This is a genomic window from Vibrio sp. Hal054 (assembly GCF_037162405.1).
GTDB classification, from domain to species: Bacteria; Pseudomonadota; Gammaproteobacteria; order Enterobacterales; family Vibrionaceae; genus Vibrio; species Vibrio diazotrophicus.
The window spans coordinates 1,847,313-1,867,784 of the sequence record NZ_JARLUT010000001.1 but is presented as its reverse complement, the minus strand read 5'-3'; the positions used below and the strand labels follow the sequence as shown (position 1 = coordinate 1,867,784).

Genomic DNA, 20,472 nt, shown 5'->3' with positions numbered 1-20,472 from the left:
TTCACGCTTCTCTGCTGCGATGACTTTTAAATCTTTCACATCATCCGCTAAGGTGAGAACTTTGCTTTCTAGGCTATCGATATAATCATTCTGATTACTAAGTTGGAGCTGTAAATTGGTTATTTCGTTGGTGATTTGGGCATTTGACTGCTGAATCGCAGTAAGTGTGGCTTGATGATATTCATCACCATTCATTAGGGTACAACCAGAAAGTAAGCCTAGAGCTACGATTGGTGCTATGCGCTTAAACATTTACGGCCTTATTTATTTGTTTTTACTGTGATATTTGATGAGACAAAGATGACGATTTCATCCTGCAGATAGGATAACTTTGAAAGACGACGAGAGAGTTAAAACTGTGTCAAAATATCCCGATTTACTTATTCCTTCAGCTCTTTCTGAGCTTACGTATCCACATAAAGTTGCAGAGCTGAAACTTTATGTGGATAGAGTGCGATGAGAAACTGATTAAGGGTTCTTTGCAACCAGAATCGCACGTCGTGGCGCTGGATAACCTTCAACCGTTTTGCTTGGGTCGTTTGGATCAATGTAATCCGGCAGAGAGTTATGCTTCATCCATTCAGTTGTGCGTTGCTCATCAAGAGATGTCACGTTCTCATCGACGATTCGCACGTCAACAAAGCCTACTTTTTCTAACCATGCTTTTAACGCCAAAGCTGATGGGAAGAAGTATACATTGCGCATCTGTGCGTAGCGGTCAAACGGAACCAATACGGCGTTTTCGTCACCTTCGATAACAAGCGTCTCCAATATTAATTCACCACCAGACACAAGCTGGTTTTTCAGTTGAATCAAATGGTCGATCGGAGAACGACGGTGATACAGCACGCCCATGCTGAATACAGTATCAAACGCTTTCAGCTCAGGAAGTTGCTCAATACCAAGTGGTAGCAGGTGCACCTTTTGGTTGTCACCCATCAGCTTACGTACAGCTTCAAACTGAACTAGGAATAACTCAGAAGGGTCGATACCAATCACTTGGTGCGCACCTTCACCCAACATGCGCCACATGTGGTAGCCGTTACCACAACCGACATCCAATACTGAACGGTTCTTTAACGGTGAAATATGCGGAAGCAGACGATCCCATTTCCAGTCAGAGCGCCACTCGGTATCGATATGGATGCCATGCAGATGATAAGGACCCTTACGCCAAGGGTGGAAAGTCTTGAGCAAGTTCTCCAGTTTTTTCTGTTCACCGTCAGACAGAGGTTCACGGTTGCTGACAGTTACCGACTCTTTTAGGTCTATATGATCAGGTTGTGAGCTCGAAATTTTGTTTAAAGTACGCAACCAGCGATCCAAGTCACCGTGAGGTTGTTGTTGCCAGTCAGTAAGTTGTTGAGGCAAGACATTGAGCCAAGGTTGCAGGCGAGTGTCTTGTGCAAGCAATTGATAGACATTAGCAAAATTCAACATGGAGAATCCTAATCAAAAAATTTGAGACCCTAAAAACAATAAAGAGAAGCTGAAGGTAAGGGCAGTACTGCAGCTTCCAAAATCTTATTTGATGGCAAACATAGAGCCAAAGTTAAAGCACTGGAACCAAACTTCGAAGCTGGAGAAGCCCAATTTCGCGAAACGCTCTTTATGTAATTCGATAGAGTCTGGGAGCATAACGTTTTCAATCGCGCTGCGCTTTTGGCTGATTTCCAGTTCGCTATAACCGTTTGCACGTTTGAAATCATGGTGCAGGTCGATAAGCAGCTCATGAGCGCTTTCGTTATTGAATACAAACTTCTCAGACACAATCAAAATGCCACCCGGACGCAAACCAGCATAGATTTTTTCCAGCAAAGAATAGCGATCTTCTGGTGATAGAAATTGCAAAGTGAAGTTCAGTACCACCATAGACGCATTGCTGATTTCGATATCACGGATATCCGCTTCAATCACTTCTACTGGTGTGTCAGAGCGGTAAGCGTTGACGTGCAGCTTGCAGCGTTCAACCATCGCATGAGAGTTATCAACTGCGATGATGTTACAGCCTTCCTGTTGAATGTGACGGCGAATGGAAAGTGTCGCAGCACCAAGCGAACAACCTAAGTCGTACACTTGTGTGTTCGGTTTCACAAATCGCTCAGCCAACATACCAATAGCAGAGATGATGTTGCTATAGCCAGGAACTGAGCGCTGAATCATATCTGGGAACACTTCAACCACACGTTCATCAAACGTGAAATCGCCAATCTTATCGATTGGGGCAGAAAAGATAGTGTCTTTTGGGCTCATTGTGACCTCACGCCGAAGCAAAATGCCTACTTAAACAGTAGATGGTTCAAGAAAAGGCGCGTATTTTATGAAAAAATGTGGCGTCTGTCATTAAATGCAGCTTATGTATTTCTTTCTAAAACGCCGATGTATTTTTTTTCTAAAACATACGTAGTTGATTTGTATCGCTTTGAGCTGGGAATGCCGCTAAATCCGGCAGAGTGATGACACTTTGCAAACGTTGGTAAAGTGCCAGCGCTAATTCCGGAGCGTAGTTGTTGTCTGGGGTGTGAATCATTACGTATGGCTGCTTGCCCTCGGCAATCCAAGTTGGCAGCTTTTGAATCCATGGTTCGAAGAAGGGCATATTGGCATCCATTTCAGGATGACCGATAAAACGAATCATCGGTTTATTCCCTGTCGAAATCGCATGAACTGGCACTCTGGGCTTTTTCTGCTGCGCATCAATAATGGCTTCGGAAGTGCGTTCTGCCGAGAAGAGAGGACGACTATCCATAATGATGCGGTCAATGTTTTCTTCGTTCAGCCATTGATTTAACGCTTTCTCTGCTTCCCCTTTGGCGAAAAAGCTTGGGTGTCTCACTTCCACACCTAAAGGAAACTGAGCAGGGAAATAGCGTCGAAACTTTTTTAATTGCTCCAGATGAGTTGGACCAAAAGCAGCAGGCAGTTGAATGGTCCACATACCCACTTTGTTATGTAACGGTTCCATCAAGCTCATAAAGGCTTTCAGTTCGTCCTGACAACCATTCAACATGTTCTGGTGAGTAATGGATTTCGGCAGTTTAAAAGTAAATCGGAATGAATCTGGCGTTGCCGCTTTCCAATTATTGACTGTTGCGGGTGACGGAGAGGCGTAAAAGGTAGTGTTACCTTCTACCGTATGAAATACCTGAGCGTATTTTTCGAGTCGCTGCGATGCTTGAGTACCACTTCCGTAGAAATGCTGCTGCCAGAAAGGGTGAGACCACATCGTCAGTCCGAGTCGAAGAGGGTATTCCATTGCATCCATAGCCAGTGTTGTTTGCTCTTTTTTGTTGTTTATCGTCACGAGAGTTTTGAAGAATACGATACTTTAGCGCTATAATCAGCGCCAATTTTTCCATGTTGCAGATGCTATTGTCGCTAAAATGGCGGTTTATTGTACTAAATGTCAGCAACGATGGGTAAAACACAACAAATTGTATTCTGGAAGGTCGATTTTATACGTCTTTCAGCGTATAAATGGAACTTTTCCGTGGCAGAGTCCTTTCTTGAAGAAAAGTTGTTGTTAACAACTGCTTCAACAGAGTTGACTGTGTCACATAGAATTTGATGACTTATTAAGAGATTGGGAATTTCATTATGCGTAGCCATTATTGTGGTCACCTGAACAAGTCCCTTGCAGGACAAACTGTGGAGCTGTGCGGTTGGGTTAACCGTCGTCGTGATTTAGGCGGTCTTATCTTCATTGATATGCGAGATCGTGAAGGTATCGTTCAGGTAGTTGTTGATCCGGATATGGCAGACGTTTTTGAAGTTGCTAACCAACTTCGTAATGAATTCTGTATCAAGTTGACGGGTGAGGTTCGCGCTCGTCCAGAAAGCCAAATCAACAAAGACATGACAACCGGTGAAGTAGAGATTCTGGCGACTGGCCTTTCTATTATCAACCGTAGTGAAGCGCTGCCTCTAGACTTCAACCAGAAGAACTCAGAAGAGCAACGTCTGAAATACCGTTATTTGGACTTACGTCGTCCAGAAATGAGCGACCGCATTAAGCTGCGTGCAAAAGCATCAAGCTTTGTTCGCCGTTTCCTAGACAGCAACGATTTCCTAGATATCGAAACACCAGTACTGACTAAAGCAACACCTGAAGGTGCTCGCGATTACTTGGTACCAAGCCGTGTTCACAAGGGTAGCTTCTACGCGCTTCCTCAATCTCCTCAGCTATTCAAACAGCTGCTGATGATGTCTGGTTTTGACCGTTACTACCAAATCGTTAAATGTTTCCGTGACGAAGATTTACGTGCTGACCGTCAGCCTGAATTCACTCAGATCGATATCGAAACTTCATTCATGAGCGCAGAACAAGTTCGTGCTGTGACTGAAAAGATGATCCGTGAAATGTGGTTAGAGCTGAAAGGTGTAGACTTGGGCGAGTTCCCAATCATGCCTTATTCAGAAGCACTGCGTCGTTTCGGTAGCGATAAGCCAGATCTACGTAACCCACTAGAGCTAGTTGATGTTGCTGATCTGCTTAAAGACGTAGATTTCAAAGTATTCTCTGGTCCAGCAAACGATGAGAACGGCCGTGTGGCTGCTCTACGCGTACCTGGCGGTGCTGCACTGAGCCGTAAGCAAATCGATGAATATACGTCATTCGTAGCGATTTACGGTGCGAAAGGTTTGGCATGGATGAAGGTGAATGATCTAGCAGCAGGCGCTGAAGGCATTCAATCTCCAGTAGCGAAATTCCTGACTGAAGAGATCATTGCGTCAATCATCGAACGTACTGGTGCTCAAAATGGCGATATCATCCTATTTGGTGCAGACAAAGCGAACATCGTTGCTGAAGCAATTGGTGCGCTACGTCTGAAAGTAGGTAAAGACCTAGAGCTAACAGATACTTCAGCTTGGGCTCCGCTATGGGTTATCGACTTCCCAATGTTTGAAAGCGACGGTGAAGGTAATGTTGCAGCAATGCACCACCCATTTACGTCTCCTCTTAACATGACTCCAGAAGAGTTGAAGGCGAACCCGACTGCTGCGCTATCTAACGCATACGACATGGTACTAAACGGCTACGAAGTGGGTGGCGGTTCTGTACGTATTCACGATGCGAAAATGCAGGCAGCGGTATTCGATATCCTAGGTATTGAAGCTGACGAACAACAACTTAAGTTCGGTTTCCTATTAGATGCACTTAAGTTTGGTACGCCTCCACACGCGGGTCTTGCATTCGGTCTTGACCGTCTAGTGATGCTGCTATGTGGTACTGATAACATCCGTGATGTTATTGCGTTCCCTAAAACAACCGCTGCTGCGTGTCTGATGACAGATGCGCCAAGTTTGGCAAACCCAGCGGCTCTTGAAGAGCTGGCAATTGCTGTAACTGTTGCGAAAGAAAAAGCAGAGTAAATTCTGCGTTGATTTGAGGGTGGCTAACTAGCCACCCTTTTTATTGTCTAACTGATAGTTTTATTGTCTAACTGATAGTGGATCAAAGTAAGCATTCTCTTTGCTTTGTATAATCCCGACAAAATGATTTTGAATAAGATAGGAAATTTGTCCCTTGGCTCAGATGTATTTTTACTACTCTGCAATGAATGCAGGTAAATCAACCACACTGCTGCAATCGTCGTTTAACTATCAAGAACGTGGGATGACGCCTGTTATCTTTACCGCAGCAATTGATGACCGCTATGGCATTGGTAAAGTGAGCTCACGTATTGGTCTGGAAGCAGAGGCACATCTATTTCAAGCCGAAACAAACCTTTTTGAAGTGATCAAAAGCCTCAATGAAGATGAAAAACGTCACTGCGTACTGGTTGATGAGTGTCAGTTCCTGTCTAAAGAGCAGGTTTATCAATTAACAGAAGTGGTTGATAAGCTTCATATCCCAGTGCTGTGTTATGGCCTGCGTACAGACTTCCTTGGTGAATTGTTTGAAGGTAGTAAGTATCTACTTTCATGGGCAGATAAGCTGGTGGAACTGAAAACCATCTGTCATTGCGGACGCAAAGCGAACATGGTTATCCGCACCGATGAACATGGCAATGCGATCTCCGAAGGTGATCAGGTTGCGATTGGTGGTAACGATAAATACGTCTCTGTGTGCCGAATGCATTACAAAGAAGCATTGGGTAAATAGCGAAAAACAGATAAGTAAAAGGATGGCATTGCCATCCTTTTTTAGTTCATAAACGAGGGCTTGCATTAAGCCGCCAAAGGCTTTAATGCCTGGTAGGCTTGTAACACTTCCTCTGGGATTTCCTGCTCAATCTGGAAGCCTTTCGCAGGGTAATTCTGAATACGTTCAAAATCACCAATCAGCGCTTCGACAACGAAGTCTAATGTCAGGTCTTCAGTCAGATAATCAAAGAAACTATTGGCTTGAGACGTGACTTGCAGTGATTCCAGTTCTTCTGGCCATTGCTGCATGAAAGTCGCATACGCTCGTCTTTCCATATACGGCTTTTGAACCAAGATGATTTTTTTAGCTGTGATGCCTTTTTTCTTTAAAAGCTCATAGGTGAAAAGTACGTTTTCACCGCTGTTAGAAGAGCGAGGCTCCAGCAATATTGCGTCACTTGGTAAGCCGCAGTCTTTTGCCACTTCAGCAAAAGTTACTGCTTCGCTACGCTCAAACAACCCTTCAGTGAAACGACCATGACCGCCAGAGAACACAACCAAAGGAGCCAAGCCTTGATGATAAAGGGACGCTGCAACTTCGGCGACTCGGGTATCGTTGCTTCCAAGAACAATGATGGCATCGGCTTTTTGTAGCTGATGGCCCATTTGCATATATTGCCAAAGCGTTTCTAAATGCTGATAAATTCGTTTACTCATCGCCTTACAAGGCCTCCAGAGTGTGAGAATAATGAAACTTGTATCCCGCTTTAATGAGTTTGTCGCTGACAATTCGCTTGTCTGCCACATCAACAATCGGAGGGAGTTCTTCATCCAAATTTGCGGCTTTAAGAGCGGCTTGATAGAACTCGGCTTTGCTTACTGTCGCAGGAGTGGTGGCATTGACTACCGTATGATTGAGGTGCTCGATAGCAAAAACCGTCGCTCCGATAGCATCATAAAGGTGCAGCATGTTTGCAGGAGCCAATCGACTGACCTGTTTTAACCTTGAAGCAAAGCGGGCAGGGTGGCGATCGGGTCCAATAAGACCACTGCATCGAACAATGACGTAATCCAAGCCAGAGTCTATTACAGTTTGTTCTGCCTGCAACATCTTCTTCGCATTGGCTGAGAATTCATCATTATTTGTAGCCAGTTCAAGAGAAGCATCTTGTTCATACATATCTTGAGAGCGGTCTGGATAGACAGTGGTTGAACTTATCATGACCAACTTACTGACTCCCGCAGAGAGCGCTTGCTCAGCTAAGGCTTGCCATTGGGTGATGTATTCATCGCCTTGTCCACGGCGAAAGCCCGGAGGAAAGCTACCGACAACGGTATCAATGTTGTATTCGGAAAGCGTATCAGCAAGAGCTTGAGGGTTATTGAGGTCACAAACAAAACCAGCGATTCCGTTTTTTTCCAGTTCTAACAAACCTGAGTCAGACGTCCTGCTTGCGATCACCGAATGGCCTAGCGTATCTAGCTGTTTGGCTAATGGCAGACCCAACCAGCCGGCTCCAATAATAGCGGTTCGTTTCATTGTGTTACCTTTAATAATGGTTTAGCCAAATACTATCGTTTGTATCGCCTAAATACTAATTGTTCTCTGAAGATTGGTGATTACTAAAATTCATTAACGCCATTTTCAGCATTAAAGAACTATTCTTAAGAGTTTTAACTCACAAATAACATTACATATCTCATGGATAATTAATTTATCGACGCAAAACTGATGAAGAGAAATTAGTGAAGCGTTGGATAGTTTCCAATAACAATAATAGGAATTTCCATGAACATGAATATCAAAAGTGTAATGATTGGTACAGCCCTAGCTTCTGTTGCATTTATGCCGTTGAGTAGTGCAGTAGCAAAAGACTACCCACCTAAAACGATGTCCTTTATTGCTCCTGCTGGTGCTGGTGGTGGCTGGGATTTAACCATTCGTACAGTCGCAAAAACGCTGAAAGATACCAAGCTAGTCGAATCTAATATGCCGATTACCAACCGACCTGGCGGCGGCGGTGCAGTGAACCTTGCATACATGCAGACTCAGATGGGTAAGGACAATTTAATTTCTGTTTACTCTCCACCAATTTTGCTCACACATTTAACCGGAGCAAGTAAATATAGCTACCAAGATACCACTCCTCTCGCTCGATTAATTACCGACTATGGCGCGTTTGTTGTTTCTAAAGACTCCAAATATACCTCTATTAAAGAAGTGATGGATGCTCTAAAAAAGGATCCAAAATCCGTGAAAATTGGTGGTACTTCTTCTGCGGGTAGTATGGATCACATTCAGTTCCTAATGGTCGCTAAAGCTGCTGGTGTACCGAAGTTAAATCAAATTGACTACATCTCTTTCCAAGACGGCGGTGCGGTTGCTCAAGTACTGGGTGGGCACGTAGACCTTATTTCTACAGGGCTTGGTGACGTAGTTCAGTTGGTGAAAAGTGGCAACCTACGCGCATTAGCACAAACCGCAGACAAGCGTGTTGGCGAAGGTGTCATCGCGGATATCCCGACAGTGAAAGAACAAGGTATTGATACAACGTTTGAAAACTGGCGTGGTCTGTTCGGACCAAAAGATATGCCTGATTACGCGGTTGCTTACTGGGGCACAACGCTTAAAACCATGGTTGAAACACCTGAATGGGCTGAAGCTCGTAAACGTAACGGTTGGGATGGCGCATATCAAAACGGTGAAGAATTTACTAAGTTCTTAGCCAAAACCAACGATCAATATAAAGAAATTTTAGACGAAATTTTCGCTAAAAAATAATGTTTTGTATCTACAACATAAGAGGGGAATATTCCCTCTTATTCTTGATTTAAAAATAATTAAATCTAGCAATAAGGTCTTGTTCCTATGAAGAAAAATGATGTCAGTCCTAACTGGGACGCATTTACGGGATTATTTGCAATAGGCTTTGGCGTTATTTACGGATATATGTCGTATTCGATGCCAAGAGCTGCATTTGGTAATCCTATGGATCCAATTTATTTCCCTCTTGGTGTATCCGCAATTTCTTTTTTAATTGGCGTGCTCTTACTCGTTAAAAGTAATTTTAACGCTTCAGTACAAGCATATAAAAACTTGATAAATGAAGATGCTAGCAAGAAGAATGACCGTCGTCGTATTTTATATACCTGTATTCTTTCAGTTGGTTACGCTCTTATATTTGAACATCTTGGATACGTTATCAGTACATTTCTATTTATGGTTGTAATGATGACTATTACTAGCGGGAAAGATATGTGGAAAAAAAGTGTTGTTATCTCGCTGTTATTTTCCGTGGGTGTTTATTTCATATTTAACACGCTATTAAGTATTAGCCTTCCACCATTACCATTCGGGGAATAGGGTGAACTATTATGATGGATATTTTATCTAACTTAATGAATGGATTTGGCGTTGCTTTACAGCCTTACCATCTATTACTTGTGACTGTGGGCGGTGTACTGGGTACTATCGTCGGTATGTTGCCTGGCTTAGGCCCTGCGACAGGTGTTGCGGTGCTATTGCCAATGACTTTTGCGATGGGACCTACGGCTGCATTGATCACCATGACAGGTGTTTATATCGGTGCGATGTTTGGTGGTTCACGCAGCTCTATTTTGATTAACACTCCGGGAGACGGTGCAGCCTTGGCCGCAACGTTTGACGGCTACCCAATGGCAATGCAAGGTCGTGCTGAATCTGCACTGGCGATTTCTGCAATAGCATCATTAGTTGGCGGTACTATCGCCGCTATTCTGATGACATTATTGGCTGAGCCTGTGGCGAGTTTTGCCTTAAAATTTGGTCCTGCTGAGTACTTCTTGTTAATGGTCGCAGCGCTTTCTATGACAGCGTCTATGTCGAAAGGGAACATGCTCAAAGGCTTCTTCTCTATGGTGATCGGCTTAGCAATCGCCACCATAGGCATTGATGCGCAATCCGGTGTTGAACGTTTTACTTTTGGTAACCTTGAACTTCAAACTGGCGTCGATTTCCTTGTGGTCATCATTGGTATCTACGCACTAGGTGAAGTGTTTAAGAGCTTCCGTTCATTGAGCGAAGGCACGAAAAAAGCGCAGACCAAATTCAAACGTATTTGGATCAGCGGTGACGATTGGTCTCGTTCAAAATGGCCGATTCTACGTAGTGCTCCAGTCGGGTTTATTATCGGCTCTTTACCTGGTGCTGGTGGTACGATGGCATCGCTTATGTGCTACAACAATGAGAAGCAATTATCTAAAAATAGCGAAGAGTTTGGTAAAGGTGCTATTGAGGGGCTAGCTGCACCAGAATCTGCAAATAACGCAGCGTCTATCGGTGCAATGATCCCAATGTTGTCACTGGGTGTTCCAGGGTCTGGTACGACAGCTGTGATGATGGGTGCGTTATTGATGTTGGGTATCCAACCAGGGCCGCTTCTATTCACTCAGTACCCAGAAACAGCATGGGGCCTAATCGCGAGTATGTTTGTTGCGAACATCATCTTAGCGGTAGTGAATATCCCACTTGCGGGTGCATTGGTTCGTGTGTTAGCGATTCCACCAAAAATGCTTTACCCAATTGTGTTAGGTCTTGCGTTCATTGGTTGTTATGCAATTAGCAACTCAGTGATTGATTTCTACATCCTAGCTATCTTAGGTGTTGCAGGGGTAGTGATGAAGCGTGCTCATGTGCCTACAGCGCCGATGATTCTTGCTTGTATCGTAGGTGGCACGATGGAGCAGTCATTCCGTCAAGCATTTAGAATTTCAAACCAAGAGTTGTCGATCTTTACTCACTCAACCGTTGCTCAAGTGCTCATTGCTATTACTGTATTGTCAATCGCGCTACCTCTGATTGGTATGCTACGTAACCGTAAACAACAAGCTCAAGTAGCTTAAATGGTATCTCAACAGTGAACCAAGAGTCAGCTCGGATTTGTCTGAGCTGGCTCTTTTTTGTTTATGAATGGGTTTTCAATTTAGAGCGAGATACTCACTGAGTGAGAATAAATTCATAAACGCCATAAACAGTTTTAATGCTTCTTTATAGATTGCTTGAGAGTCACTAAATTATTTATTGGACTTAAGATAATTCGTTATCCGTTTTGTTGTTGAGAGATCGCTGTGTTTGATACATACCAATTCCAGAAAATTAACACTCAAAATAGCAGCCAAATGGAAAAGGTGCGGCAGTTCTTGCTTAGTATGGGGTTAGGGATAGATGCTGATGTCGAGTTCTTTGTCATTGCTTTGAATTCTAACGTAATTGTTGGATGCGCAGGGCTGGCTGGAAACACTCTTAAGTCTATAGCGGTTTCTCCCAACTTCCAAGGAACAGGCCTGTCGACTCAACTACTCACCGAAGTTGTCACGCATGCTTATGATATGGGGCGTTACAACCTATTTATCTACACAAAACCAGATAACTACCGTATGTTCCATGACGCGGGATTTCATCAGCTTACCGCCGTAAAAGACAGAGTTGTCCTTCTGGAAAACAGCAAAACAAGACTGCAAGAACATTGCGAAAAGTTAAGTAGCTTCGCTCAACCTGGTGAAAAGATTGGCAGTATTGTGATGAATGCCAATCCGTTTACTAATGGTCATCGCTATTTAGTACAGCATGCTTCAGAAAACTGTGATTGGGTACATCTGTTTGTTGTGAAGGAAGACCGTTCTTTCTTTTCCTATTTAGATCGCCTAAATATGATCAAAGCGGGAGTGAAAGAGTTTAACAATGTCACTGTTCATGCCGGCTCTGACTACATCATATCCAGAGCAACGTTCCCGAGTTATTTTCTAAAGGACGAGGGGGTAATTAATTACTGCCACACTGCGGTTGATTTGCAAATATTTCGGCAGTATATCGCCCCTGCCTTGGGTATCACGCACCGATATGTGGGAACAGAACCTATTTGTAAGGTAACTCGTTTCTACAATCAGCAAATGCACCAGTGGTTGTCTACACCAACCATTGACAGTCCTAAAGTCACTTATGTGGAAATTCCACGCTGTGAAGAGGAAGAGTCACCAATATCTGCTTCCTTAGTCAGAAAGTATTTGTTTGAAAACAACTGGCAAGCGATTGAAAAAATTGTCCCAGAAACGACTTACGCTTATCTGCATCAACTGTTTATAGAAGATACTTCCGCATATCACGCGAAGAGAAAACAAGCAGCGCTAAGAACTGCTCAGGCAGAGCAATTGAGTTTAAGCTGATAGCATTGTTTATTTTTAATAAGAAGAGAACTGAAAGACCTCAATAATCGGCAGCCAGTTCCCAGTCAAGAGCGGTTATGTTTTTATTGGGGGAACTCGCACAGAGTTAATACTGTGCGATGATAGATTTGATTTTGTGTTTTATTTCCTCAACAGAATGACGGTGATTCATAGAGCAGTAGCTGGCTGGATACTGGCACAGGATGCAGCGTCTAGGTTCCATCTGAGAACCTCTTCTCGAAACCGCATAGCCTTGCGGGTCAATAATATCAATGTTGATCAAACTGCCTAGTGGGTGACTGTTTTCAATTTTCACCATTGCACGTTTTAAGTTCGACGTAGTGACACCTCTAACCACAAAGACCGATTCTAGATTCGAACGATTAGTGGCATCTTCGTGTTCTAACACCATTGCATTCAAGAGCGTTAATTTCTTGTTCACTTCTTCTAACGCCAACTTATAAACGAAACGAGCCTGTTCATTTTCATTAAGCTCATTGGAAATATTAGTTTTGACGATAATTAAAGGAAGTTCATATTTTCTTGTCAATTGAGATTGTCGCTTTAGATTATTTAAAGAAATTTGATGAACATCGTACAGAGACATAGCACTCCCCATAATGAGTTTTCCTCTTCAGACCAATATCCCACTAATGCTAATGACAGGTTTGCCTCGGAACTGAGGAGTGAAATACAAATTGCGGTAAATCTTGTGTTGTTAATGGATTAAATGAATTTATTTCTTCGAATGGTTACTTCAATTTCAAATAGAAATTCAGGTGCAACCAATTAAATTTATTTACGCCATTTAATACGTTTAATGGTTCCAATTGAATGATGTGCTTCACGAAGTCCATTCCTCTTATTTCGTTAGACTATTTGGACTTTCAATATCCAAAGGTTCGAAAGATGAACGAAGGTCCAATTATTCTTGAAGGCGTCAATCTTATGCTTCTAGGCATGGGATTCGTTTTTTGCTTTCTGGCGCTCCTAGTCGCTGCAACCCGCCTGCTGTCCACTTTATCGATTAAGTTTTCACCCCCGAGAAAACCGTTGGCTCTGCGAAACAAACGGTTTCTGCAGGGGCGCAGGACGACAATTTGGTAGCCGCGATTTCCGCAGTACTACACCACCACAATCAAAAAATTAATAAGCAAGTTCAGGCTTGAGGTTAGAGGAATTTAATATGTCTAAAATAGCTAAACCACTCGGTATTACTGACGTTGCATTGCGTGACGCACATCAATCACTACTCGCTACGCGAATGAGATTGGATGATATGTTACCCATAGCATCTAAGCTCGATGAAATTGGCTATTGGTCACTGGAATCTTGGGGTGGTGCGACTTTTGACTCTTGCATTCGATTCTTGGGTGAAGACCCTTGGGCACGCCTAAGAGAGTTAAAAAAGGCGATGCCAAACACCAAACAACAAATGTTATTGCGTGGTCAAAATATCCTAGGTTATCGCCACTATGCTGATGATGTTGTTGATAAGTTTGTTGAACGCGCCGTTGTAAATGGCATGGATGTTTTCCGTATCTTTGATGCATTAAATGACACTCGTAATATGAAACGAGCTATCCAAGCGGTAAACAACCAAGGCGCACATGCGCAAGGCACCATCTGTTATACAACCAGTCCTGTTCATACCATGCAATCTTGGGTTGATGTAGCAGAACAGCTTCTGGAATGTGGCGTAAGTTCGATTGCGATTAAAGATATGTCTGGGGTTATGTCTCCGTACGAAGCGTACGAGCTAGTAACCAATCTGAAGAAACTCGTGGATGTTGAGCTTCATCTTCACTGCCACTCCACTGCGGGCATGGCGGATATGACGTTGCTTAAAGCGATTGAAGCTGGTGTTGACCGTGTTGATACCGCAATTTCTTCGATGAGCGGTACTTATGGTCATCCATCGACTGAATCGATTGTGGCAGCATTGAAAGGAACTGAGCGTGATACTGGGCTAGATATTGAGAAGTTGGAAAGTATTGCGGCTTACTTTAGAGATGTTCGTAAGAAATATCATGCTTTTGAAGGCCAATTAAAAGGCTCAGATTCACGTATTCTCGTTGCTCAAGTTCCGGGTGGCATGCTTACCAATATGGAAGGTCAGTTAAAGCAACAGAACGCGCTGGATCGTATTGATGAAGTACTGACTGAAATTCCAAGAGTCAGAAAAGATCTCGGTTATATCCCTTTAGTAACACCAACTTCGCAAATCGTTGGTACACAAGCCGTAATCAACGTCATGATGGGTGAACGTTATAAAACCATCACCAAAGAAACGGCTGGGGTATTAAAAGGGGAGTACGGTAAAACACCAGCACCCGTTGATTCAGAGTTGCAGAAACGTGTACTTGATGGCGCTGAAGTGATCACTTGCCGACCAGCAGATCTCATTGAACCTGAAATCGACCAGCTAATGGAATCGGTGGTTAATCAGGCGCAGGAAAAAGGTATCGAACTGGCTGAAAACACCATTGATGACGTACTTACGGTTGCTCTTTTTGACCAAGTCGCGTGGAAGTTTTTGGCTAATCGTAATAATCCAGAAGCTTTTGAACCAGTTCCAACGGTTGCTGAAGTGGCAGCCCCTGCAAAAGCAGCAAAACCATCAGACAAAGCTGTATATACAGTCAACGTGAACAATCAGGCTTACGTGGTTCAAATCAACGAAGGTGCTGATCCTGAAGTTTTGGCCGCATCAACGAGTGCTCCTGTTGCCGCAGCTCAACCAGTTGTTTCATCGGGTTCGGCTGAACCAGTTTCCGCTCCGCTAGCGGGTAACATCTGGAAGATCCACAAGAAAATCGGCGATATGGTAAAAGAAGGCGAAACACTGTTAATTCTCGAAGCAATGAAAATGGAAACCGAGATTAAAGCGTTCCGTGACGGCAAAGTCGAGTCAATGGCTGTATCAGAAGGCGATGCGGTTCAGGTCGGTGATGAACTATTTGCATTGGCATAAGGATCTGAAATGGACAGTGTAATCGGCTTAATCAGTGATTTTGGCATTCTACACCTGCAATGGGGCCAATTTCTGATGATCGTCATTGGTATGATTTTGCTCTATCTGGCAATCGTGAAAGGTTTCGAGCCATTGTTGCTCGTGCCTATCGGGTTGGGTGGCATTCTTTCAAACTTGCCTGATGCGAATCTTGCCATTAATGCGGTAGATACCGCCATTCATGCAGGTAAAGCAGATGTAATGCAAGCATTCGCGCAGATACTCAACGTTGTTGAGTCAACACCGGATGCTATTAAGCATGCATTGCAAATGGCTACACCTGAGCAAAAGATGCATTTGGGTTTGCTTGCGGAGCAATATCAATACTCTGACGGCATGTTGTATACCTTTTACCATGTCGCCATTGCGTCTGGGGTTGGGCCTTTAGTGATATTTATGGGCGTTGGCGCGATGACAGACTTCGGTCCGTTGCTGGCCAATCCTAAAACTCTATTACTGGGTGCCGCCGCGCAATTCGGCATTTTTGCAACGGTATTAGGCGCTCTTGGACTGAGTCAGTTGGGTATAATGGATTTCACAGTAGCTCAAGCTGCAGCGATTGGCATCATCGGTGGCGCAGACGGACCTACGGCTATTTATGTATCGAGCCTGCTCGCTCCTGAACTCTTAGGTGCAATAGCGGTAGCGGCATATTCGTATATGGCACTGGTTCCTATGATTCAGCCACCAATCATGCGTGCGTTGACTACGGAAGCGGAACGCAAAATCGAAATGAAGCAACTGCGCAAAATCGGAAAGATCGAGAAAGTATGCTTCCCGCTAATGTTGCTGGTTCTTATTGCAATGTTGCTGCCTTCTGCGACACCACTGATGGGTATGTTCTGTTTTGGTAACTTGATGCGCGAATGCGGCGTGGTTGAGCGCCTTTCTGACACGGCACAAAATGCACTTATCAACATTGTGACCATTTTCCTTGGGTTGTCTGTGGGTTCGAAACTTATGGCAGATAAGTTCTTACAACCACAAACACTAGGCATATTGGCTCTGGGGATTGTTGCTTTCTGTGTGGGAACCGCAGCAGGTCTATTGATGGCGAAACTTATGAACAGACTTTGTGTTGAAAAAGTTAACCCACTCATAGGATCCGCAGGTGTTTCAGCAGTTCCAATGGCAGCTCGCGTCTCAAACAAACTTGGTTTAGAAGCGAACTCGCAAAACTTCCTGCTTATGCATGCAATGGGTCCCAATGTTGCGGGCGTTATTGGATCAGCGGTTGCCGCCGGTGTAATGATTAAATATGTGCTTGGTTAATATTTCCGAAAATCAATAACTAAGGAGGGAGACTGAGTTCTCCCTCTCTGCGTTTTTATTGTCTTTTGATACACATTACTAACTTGGCTGGCGAAACGGGCTAACATTCGTATCTGAATTGAGCACTTTATAAGTTCGCACTACTTAATAATAAGGAAATAAATGTATGAATATGATGGAAAAGATGAAGACTGGAGCTTCTTTTCGCGTCAAAGTTTTTCTTCTTATTTTTGCTCTTATGAGCCTTCAGATGATTTTCATGGGTGTGAACTTTCATCAGTCCTTACTAGATACGTTGGAACATCAAGTTGGAACAAGAGCGTTAATTCAAGCAAAGGAAATTGCTAGCGACCCGAACTTAATTCAGGAAGTGAGGATCAAAAACATCCCTGCTATAGAGCGAATTATTAATCGCTTAACGAAAATATCGGACGCGAGCTTTATTGTTATTGGCGATGATGACGGCACTCGATTATCTCATCCGGTTAAGGAGAAGATTGGCTTACCAATGCAAGGAGGGGATAACGCGGCGGCATTGGAAAACGGAGAATCCTATATTTCGGTTAGCAAGGGCTCTTTGGGATATGGCGTTCGTGGTAAAAGTGCCATTGTTGACTTCGATGGTGAAATTATTGGGGTTGTCTCAGTTGGTTACCTGTTTAACCGATTTGACCAATGGCTGGTATTTTATGCCAAACCGGTTTCGTTTGAGCTGGGTGCTATTCTGCTTTTGACGCTGATCGGTGCCTGGCTTTTTTCCAGTCACATCAAAAAGAAAATGAACGGAATGGAACCAGCAGAAATTGCGTTAGCACTCTATTTACAGCGCTCTATTCTTCAATCCGTTTATGAAGGGATTATCGCTATCGATAAAACTGGCAAGATTCTCGCGGTTAATAAAAGTGCGATCGATTTGTTAGGAACAGATAAAGAAGTGAGTGAAATAAAGAATAGAAGCATATTGGAATACCTAAATCATACCCAATTCTTTTTTCAAACTCCTTATGAAGAAAATATAAAGGATGAGATCGTATCTATTAACGGGAAAACACTCATAGCTAATAGAGTAGCTATCTTTGATAGAGACTTGTTAATTGGCTGGGTCATTAGTTTTAGACATAAAAATGATATAAATTCGCTAACGGCAGAATTGACTCAAATCAAACAATATACAGATAATTTAAGAGTGATGAGGCATGAACATGCTAACAAACTATCAACAATATCGGGGTTGATTGAAATCGGTGAATATGAATCAGCGCTCTCATTAATCAATAATGAAAATACGAAGAAACAACAACTTATTGATTTCATACGTTCAAGAATAAAATGCAAACAAGTGGCTGGAATTCTACTTGGGAAATATGCTCGATCTCAAGAACTGGGACTTCAGTTACAGTTTGATCCTACCTGTCAGTTATATAATTTGCCGGACAATATTGATGATGATGAATTATCTGCAATTATAGGTAACTTGATCGATAACGCATTTGAAGCAACGCTTAAAAACCCTGAGAGCGATAAAGTAATAACGTTACTTATTACAGATGCAGGTAAAGAATTAGTTATTGAAATTGGGGATAATGGTTGCGGTATTGATCCCGAAATAGCAGGGACCATTTTCAACCGAGGAGTTACAAGTAAAAATGATGATAAAGGTCATGGTATTGGCCTGTATCTGATTAACCGTTATGTAACTAACGCGGGTGGCGTCATCTTGGTCGACAACGCAGAGCCTAAGGGCACTATTTTTTCTATTTTTATTCCTAAGAACGGTAACCGATGATGGACTCTATAGATGTTTTAATCGTTGAAGATGAAGTTGGAATTGCTGAATTACATGCTCAGTTTTTAAGACAGATGATGCGTTTTAGACCTGTTGGTATCGCAAATACTATTAGCATGGCTAAAACAATGCTGAAGGTTAATAAACCGAACTTAATTATATTAGACAACTTTCTCCCTGATGGTTTAGGCATCGACTTATTAAGAAGTATTGTTGCAGACAAGTCTGACTCAAAACCTGATGTTATATTGATCACCGCTTCAAGCGAAATGGAAACGGTTAAAGAGGCAATGCACTGTGGATGTTTTGATTATTTATTGAAACCAGTGTCGTATGTTCGCTTAAAGGATACATTAAACCGCTACGTTCAATATCATAGTGCAATGAATGCTTATGATAATATTAGTCAGCGCCACGTCGATGACCTTTTTAATATTCAGGCTAGAGAGAAGTCTGCCAATACGTTACCAAAGGGCATTGGTGAATTGACTTTAGATAAAATAAAACAGACTTTTATTGAAAATACTGGGATTAAATATACAGCTGAAAGACTAGGTGAACAGGTCGGAATAAGTAAAACAACAGCAAGACGTTATTTAGAGTATTGTTCAGCTAATGGTTTTTTAGATGCTGAAAATGAGCATGGCAGAGTGGGCCGTCCTGAACGAGTCTATGTAAAGTCTAATTAATCATTTCTTAATTTGAAAAGCGGCTAAGGATATCTTTAGCCGCTTTTTTGTTTCCTACCAAACGGAACAATTTAAACCATTTAAATCATTAATGGTTTTTAGCTTCCGACTAAACATGATTAGCATCGCCAAAAACATAGCGGATAGCAAAGAGAATAGGCGTTAGTTATTCGGCATTGAGCATTCTTTGCCTTTATTCAATTTTCCGCCATCCGAAATGGGATTCATGAGGTGCATACATGATAATCAATCAGCGATCATACGCTGGAACATTGGAATCTAGCGACTTACTAGTCGAAATAGTCCCGTCAGCCACAAAGAGTTTGGATATAGAAATTACCAGTTCCGTTGAAAAGCAATTTGGAGAGTTAATCAAAAATACGGTCATCAGCACTTTGTCAGAAATGGGGGTTCAGTCTGCGTTGGTCAAGATCAACGACAAAGGTGCTTTAGATTGCGTCATTAAAGCAAGAGTTCAAGCCGCTGTAATTCGAGCAACCGCCGGCAGCGATATTGTCTGGGGGAGATTGAAATGAGCAAATTACGCAGAAGTATGTTGTTTGTCCCTGGTTCTAATGCCGCGATGTTGAGCAACTCTTTTATCTATAATCCAGACGCCATCATGTTTGATTTGGAAGACTCTGTTTCAATTCGTGAGAAAGACACGGCAAGAATGCTCGTTTTCAATGCCCTTCAACATCCTATGTATAAGAACATTGAAACCATTGTTCGTGTTAACGGTTTGGATACTGACTTTGGTCCACTCGATGTAAAAGCGGTGGTGAAAGCAGGCGTGAATGCTGTGCGTCTCGCTAAAACGGACAGTGCTCAAGATGTTCACAATATGGAAGAACTCATCACGGAAGCTGAGATGGAGTTTGGTCGTGAAATTGGCAGTACCAAAATGCTTGCTGCTATTGAATCTGCTATGGGTATCAATAATGCAGTCGAAATTGCAAAAGCATCCAGTCGATTGATTGGTATCGCTTTGGGTGCAGAAGACTATGTTCGCGACCTTAGAACTCAACGCACGGCTGAAGGCGTGGAACTCTTGTTTGCGCGATGTTCTATTCTTCAAGCGGCAAGAGCTGCCGGTATTATGGCATTTGATACCGTCTATTCCGATGCAAACAATGAAGAAGGCTTCATTCACGAAGCTGAGCACATCAAATCTCTCGGCTTTGACGGTAAGTCACTGATTAACCCTCGCCAAATCGAAATTATTCACAACATCTTTGCTCCAACCCAAAAAGAAGTTGATTACGCAAATGCCGTTATTGAAGTGGCGGCAGAGGCAGAAGCCCAAGGCTCAGGCGTTGTGTCACTAAACGGCAAGATGGTCGACGCACCAATCATAGAGCGTGCTCGGTGGACACTACAACGTGCGAAATCAGGAATCAGACAGTAGGGCAATATGATGACAA

General features: G+C 43.0%; 19 protein-coding genes and 1 pseudogene. 13 read left to right on the top strand and 7 right to left on the bottom strand.

Annotated elements, in window-relative coordinates:
* Positions 1-62 precede the first annotated feature (62 nt).
* From P4S58_RS23685 to P4S58_RS08650, 4 genes and pseudogenes are all read right to left on the bottom strand, one after another.
* Positions 63-252: pseudogene (locus tag P4S58_RS23685) on the bottom strand (ATP-dependent Zn protease); the annotation flags it as partial.
* A 216-nt stretch (positions 253-468) separates the two neighbouring features.
* A complete protein-coding gene (gene cmoB, locus P4S58_RS08660) occupies positions 469-1,440 on the bottom strand; it encodes a tRNA 5-methoxyuridine(34)/uridine 5-oxyacetic acid(34) synthase CmoB (protein ID WP_337163620.1) in 972 nt (323 codons plus the stop codon).
* Positions 1,441-1,524: 84 nt separating this feature from the next.
* Complete coding sequence (gene cmoA, locus P4S58_RS08655) at positions 1,525-2,253, bottom strand: carboxy-S-adenosyl-L-methionine synthase CmoA (RefSeq protein WP_042482041.1); 729 nt, start codon at positions 2,251-2,253, stop codon at positions 1,525-1,527.
* Between the two features lie 139 nt (positions 2,254-2,392).
* Entirely contained in the window at positions 2,393-3,256 is an 864-nt protein-coding gene (locus P4S58_RS08650) for a DUF72 domain-containing protein (protein WP_337164544.1), read from the bottom strand.
* Positions 3,257-3,597: 341 nt separating this feature from the next.
* Between P4S58_RS08650 and aspS the strand changes: the two genes are divergently transcribed.
* Positions 3,598-5,373 (top strand): aspartate--tRNA ligase, encoded by a 1,776-nt coding sequence (aspS, locus tag P4S58_RS08645; protein ID WP_042482043.1) that lies wholly within the window; start codon positions 3,598-3,600, stop codon positions 5,371-5,373.
* A gap of 154 nt (positions 5,374-5,527) precedes the next feature.
* Positions 5,528-6,106, top strand: coding sequence for a thymidine kinase (locus P4S58_RS08640; protein ID WP_102963316.1), 579 nt, complete (start codon positions 5,528-5,530; stop codon positions 6,104-6,106).
* Between the two features lie 65 nt (positions 6,107-6,171).
* On the opposite strand, the gene P4S58_RS08635 is transcribed toward P4S58_RS08640, so the two are convergent.
* Entirely contained in the window at positions 6,172-6,804 is a 633-nt protein-coding gene (locus P4S58_RS08635; protein WP_102963317.1) for a YdcF family protein, read from the bottom strand.
* Positions 6,805-6,808: 4 nt separating this feature from the next.
* Positions 6,809-7,627, bottom strand: a complete 819-nt coding sequence (locus P4S58_RS08630) for an NAD(P)H-binding protein (protein WP_337163617.1) — start codon at positions 7,625-7,627, stop codon at positions 6,809-6,811.
* A gap of 249 nt (positions 7,628-7,876) precedes the next feature.
* Here P4S58_RS08630 and P4S58_RS08625 point away from each other — a divergent pair, with 249 nt between their 5' ends.
* The 4 genes from P4S58_RS08625 (at position 7,877) to citC (ending at position 12,288) form a co-directional block, all read left to right on the top strand.
* Positions 7,877-8,869: a Bug family tripartite tricarboxylate transporter substrate binding protein gene (locus tag P4S58_RS08625; RefSeq protein ID WP_337163615.1), complete on the top strand. Its 993-nt coding sequence runs from the start codon at positions 7,877-7,879 to the stop codon at positions 8,867-8,869.
* 87 nt (positions 8,870-8,956) lie between these two features.
* Positions 8,957-9,451, top strand: coding sequence for a tripartite tricarboxylate transporter TctB family protein (locus P4S58_RS08620; protein ID WP_042482047.1), 495 nt, complete (start codon positions 8,957-8,959; stop codon positions 9,449-9,451).
* Between the two features lie 11 nt (positions 9,452-9,462).
* On the top strand, positions 9,463-10,968 hold the full coding sequence (locus P4S58_RS08615; protein ID WP_081878659.1) for a tripartite tricarboxylate transporter permease: 1,506 nt from the start codon (positions 9,463-9,465) through the stop codon (positions 10,966-10,968).
* Positions 10,969-11,193: 225 nt separating this feature from the next.
* The gene (citC, locus tag P4S58_RS08610) at positions 11,194-12,288 is read left to right on the top strand and encodes a [citrate (pro-3S)-lyase] ligase (protein ID WP_337163613.1); all 1,095 of its coding nucleotides are present in this window, start codon (positions 11,194-11,196) and stop codon (positions 12,286-12,288) included.
* A 106-nt stretch (positions 12,289-12,394) separates the two neighbouring features.
* Here citC and citX read toward each other — a convergent pair whose 3' ends face one another.
* Positions 12,395-12,895, bottom strand: a complete 501-nt coding sequence (citX, locus tag P4S58_RS08605; protein ID WP_167828592.1) for a citrate lyase holo-[acyl-carrier protein] synthase — start codon at positions 12,893-12,895, stop codon at positions 12,395-12,397.
* A gap of 227 nt (positions 12,896-13,122) precedes the next feature.
* On the opposite strand from citX, the gene P4S58_RS08600 reads away from it, so the two are divergent.
* The 7 genes from P4S58_RS08600 (at position 13,123) to citE (ending at position 20,456) form a co-directional block, all read left to right on the top strand.
* On the top strand, positions 13,123-13,395 hold the full coding sequence (locus tag P4S58_RS08600) for an OadG family protein (RefSeq protein ID WP_337163611.1): 273 nt from the start codon (positions 13,123-13,125) through the stop codon (positions 13,393-13,395).
* Between the two features lie 79 nt (positions 13,396-13,474).
* Entirely contained in the window at positions 13,475-15,262 is a 1,788-nt protein-coding gene (oadA, locus tag P4S58_RS08595) for a sodium-extruding oxaloacetate decarboxylase subunit alpha (RefSeq protein ID WP_102965964.1), read from the top strand.
* 9 nt (positions 15,263-15,271) lie between these two features.
* Complete coding sequence (locus P4S58_RS08590; RefSeq protein WP_337163609.1) at positions 15,272-16,573, top strand: sodium ion-translocating decarboxylase subunit beta; 1,302 nt, start codon at positions 15,272-15,274, stop codon at positions 16,571-16,573.
* A gap of 166 nt (positions 16,574-16,739) precedes the next feature.
* Positions 16,740-18,359 carry an ATP-binding protein gene (locus P4S58_RS08585; protein WP_146029083.1) on the top strand — a complete coding sequence of 540 codons (1,620 nt, stop codon included), beginning with the start codon at positions 16,740-16,742 and terminating at the stop codon, positions 18,357-18,359.
* Positions 18,356-19,048, top strand: a complete 693-nt coding sequence (locus tag P4S58_RS08580; protein WP_042482057.1) for a response regulator — start codon at positions 18,356-18,358, stop codon at positions 19,046-19,048. The genes P4S58_RS08585 and P4S58_RS08580 overlap by 4 nt, the downstream gene beginning before the upstream one ends.
* Positions 19,049-19,287: 239 nt before the next feature.
* Positions 19,288-19,584: a citrate lyase acyl carrier protein gene (gene citD / locus P4S58_RS08575; protein WP_042482059.1), complete on the top strand. Its 297-nt coding sequence runs from the start codon at positions 19,288-19,290 to the stop codon at positions 19,582-19,584.
* Positions 19,581-20,456: a citrate (pro-3S)-lyase subunit beta gene (gene citE, locus P4S58_RS08570; protein WP_042482061.1), complete on the top strand. Its 876-nt coding sequence runs from the start codon at positions 19,581-19,583 to the stop codon at positions 20,454-20,456. The genes citD and citE overlap by 4 nt, the downstream gene beginning before the upstream one ends.
* Positions 20,457-20,472: the final 16 nt, after the last annotated feature.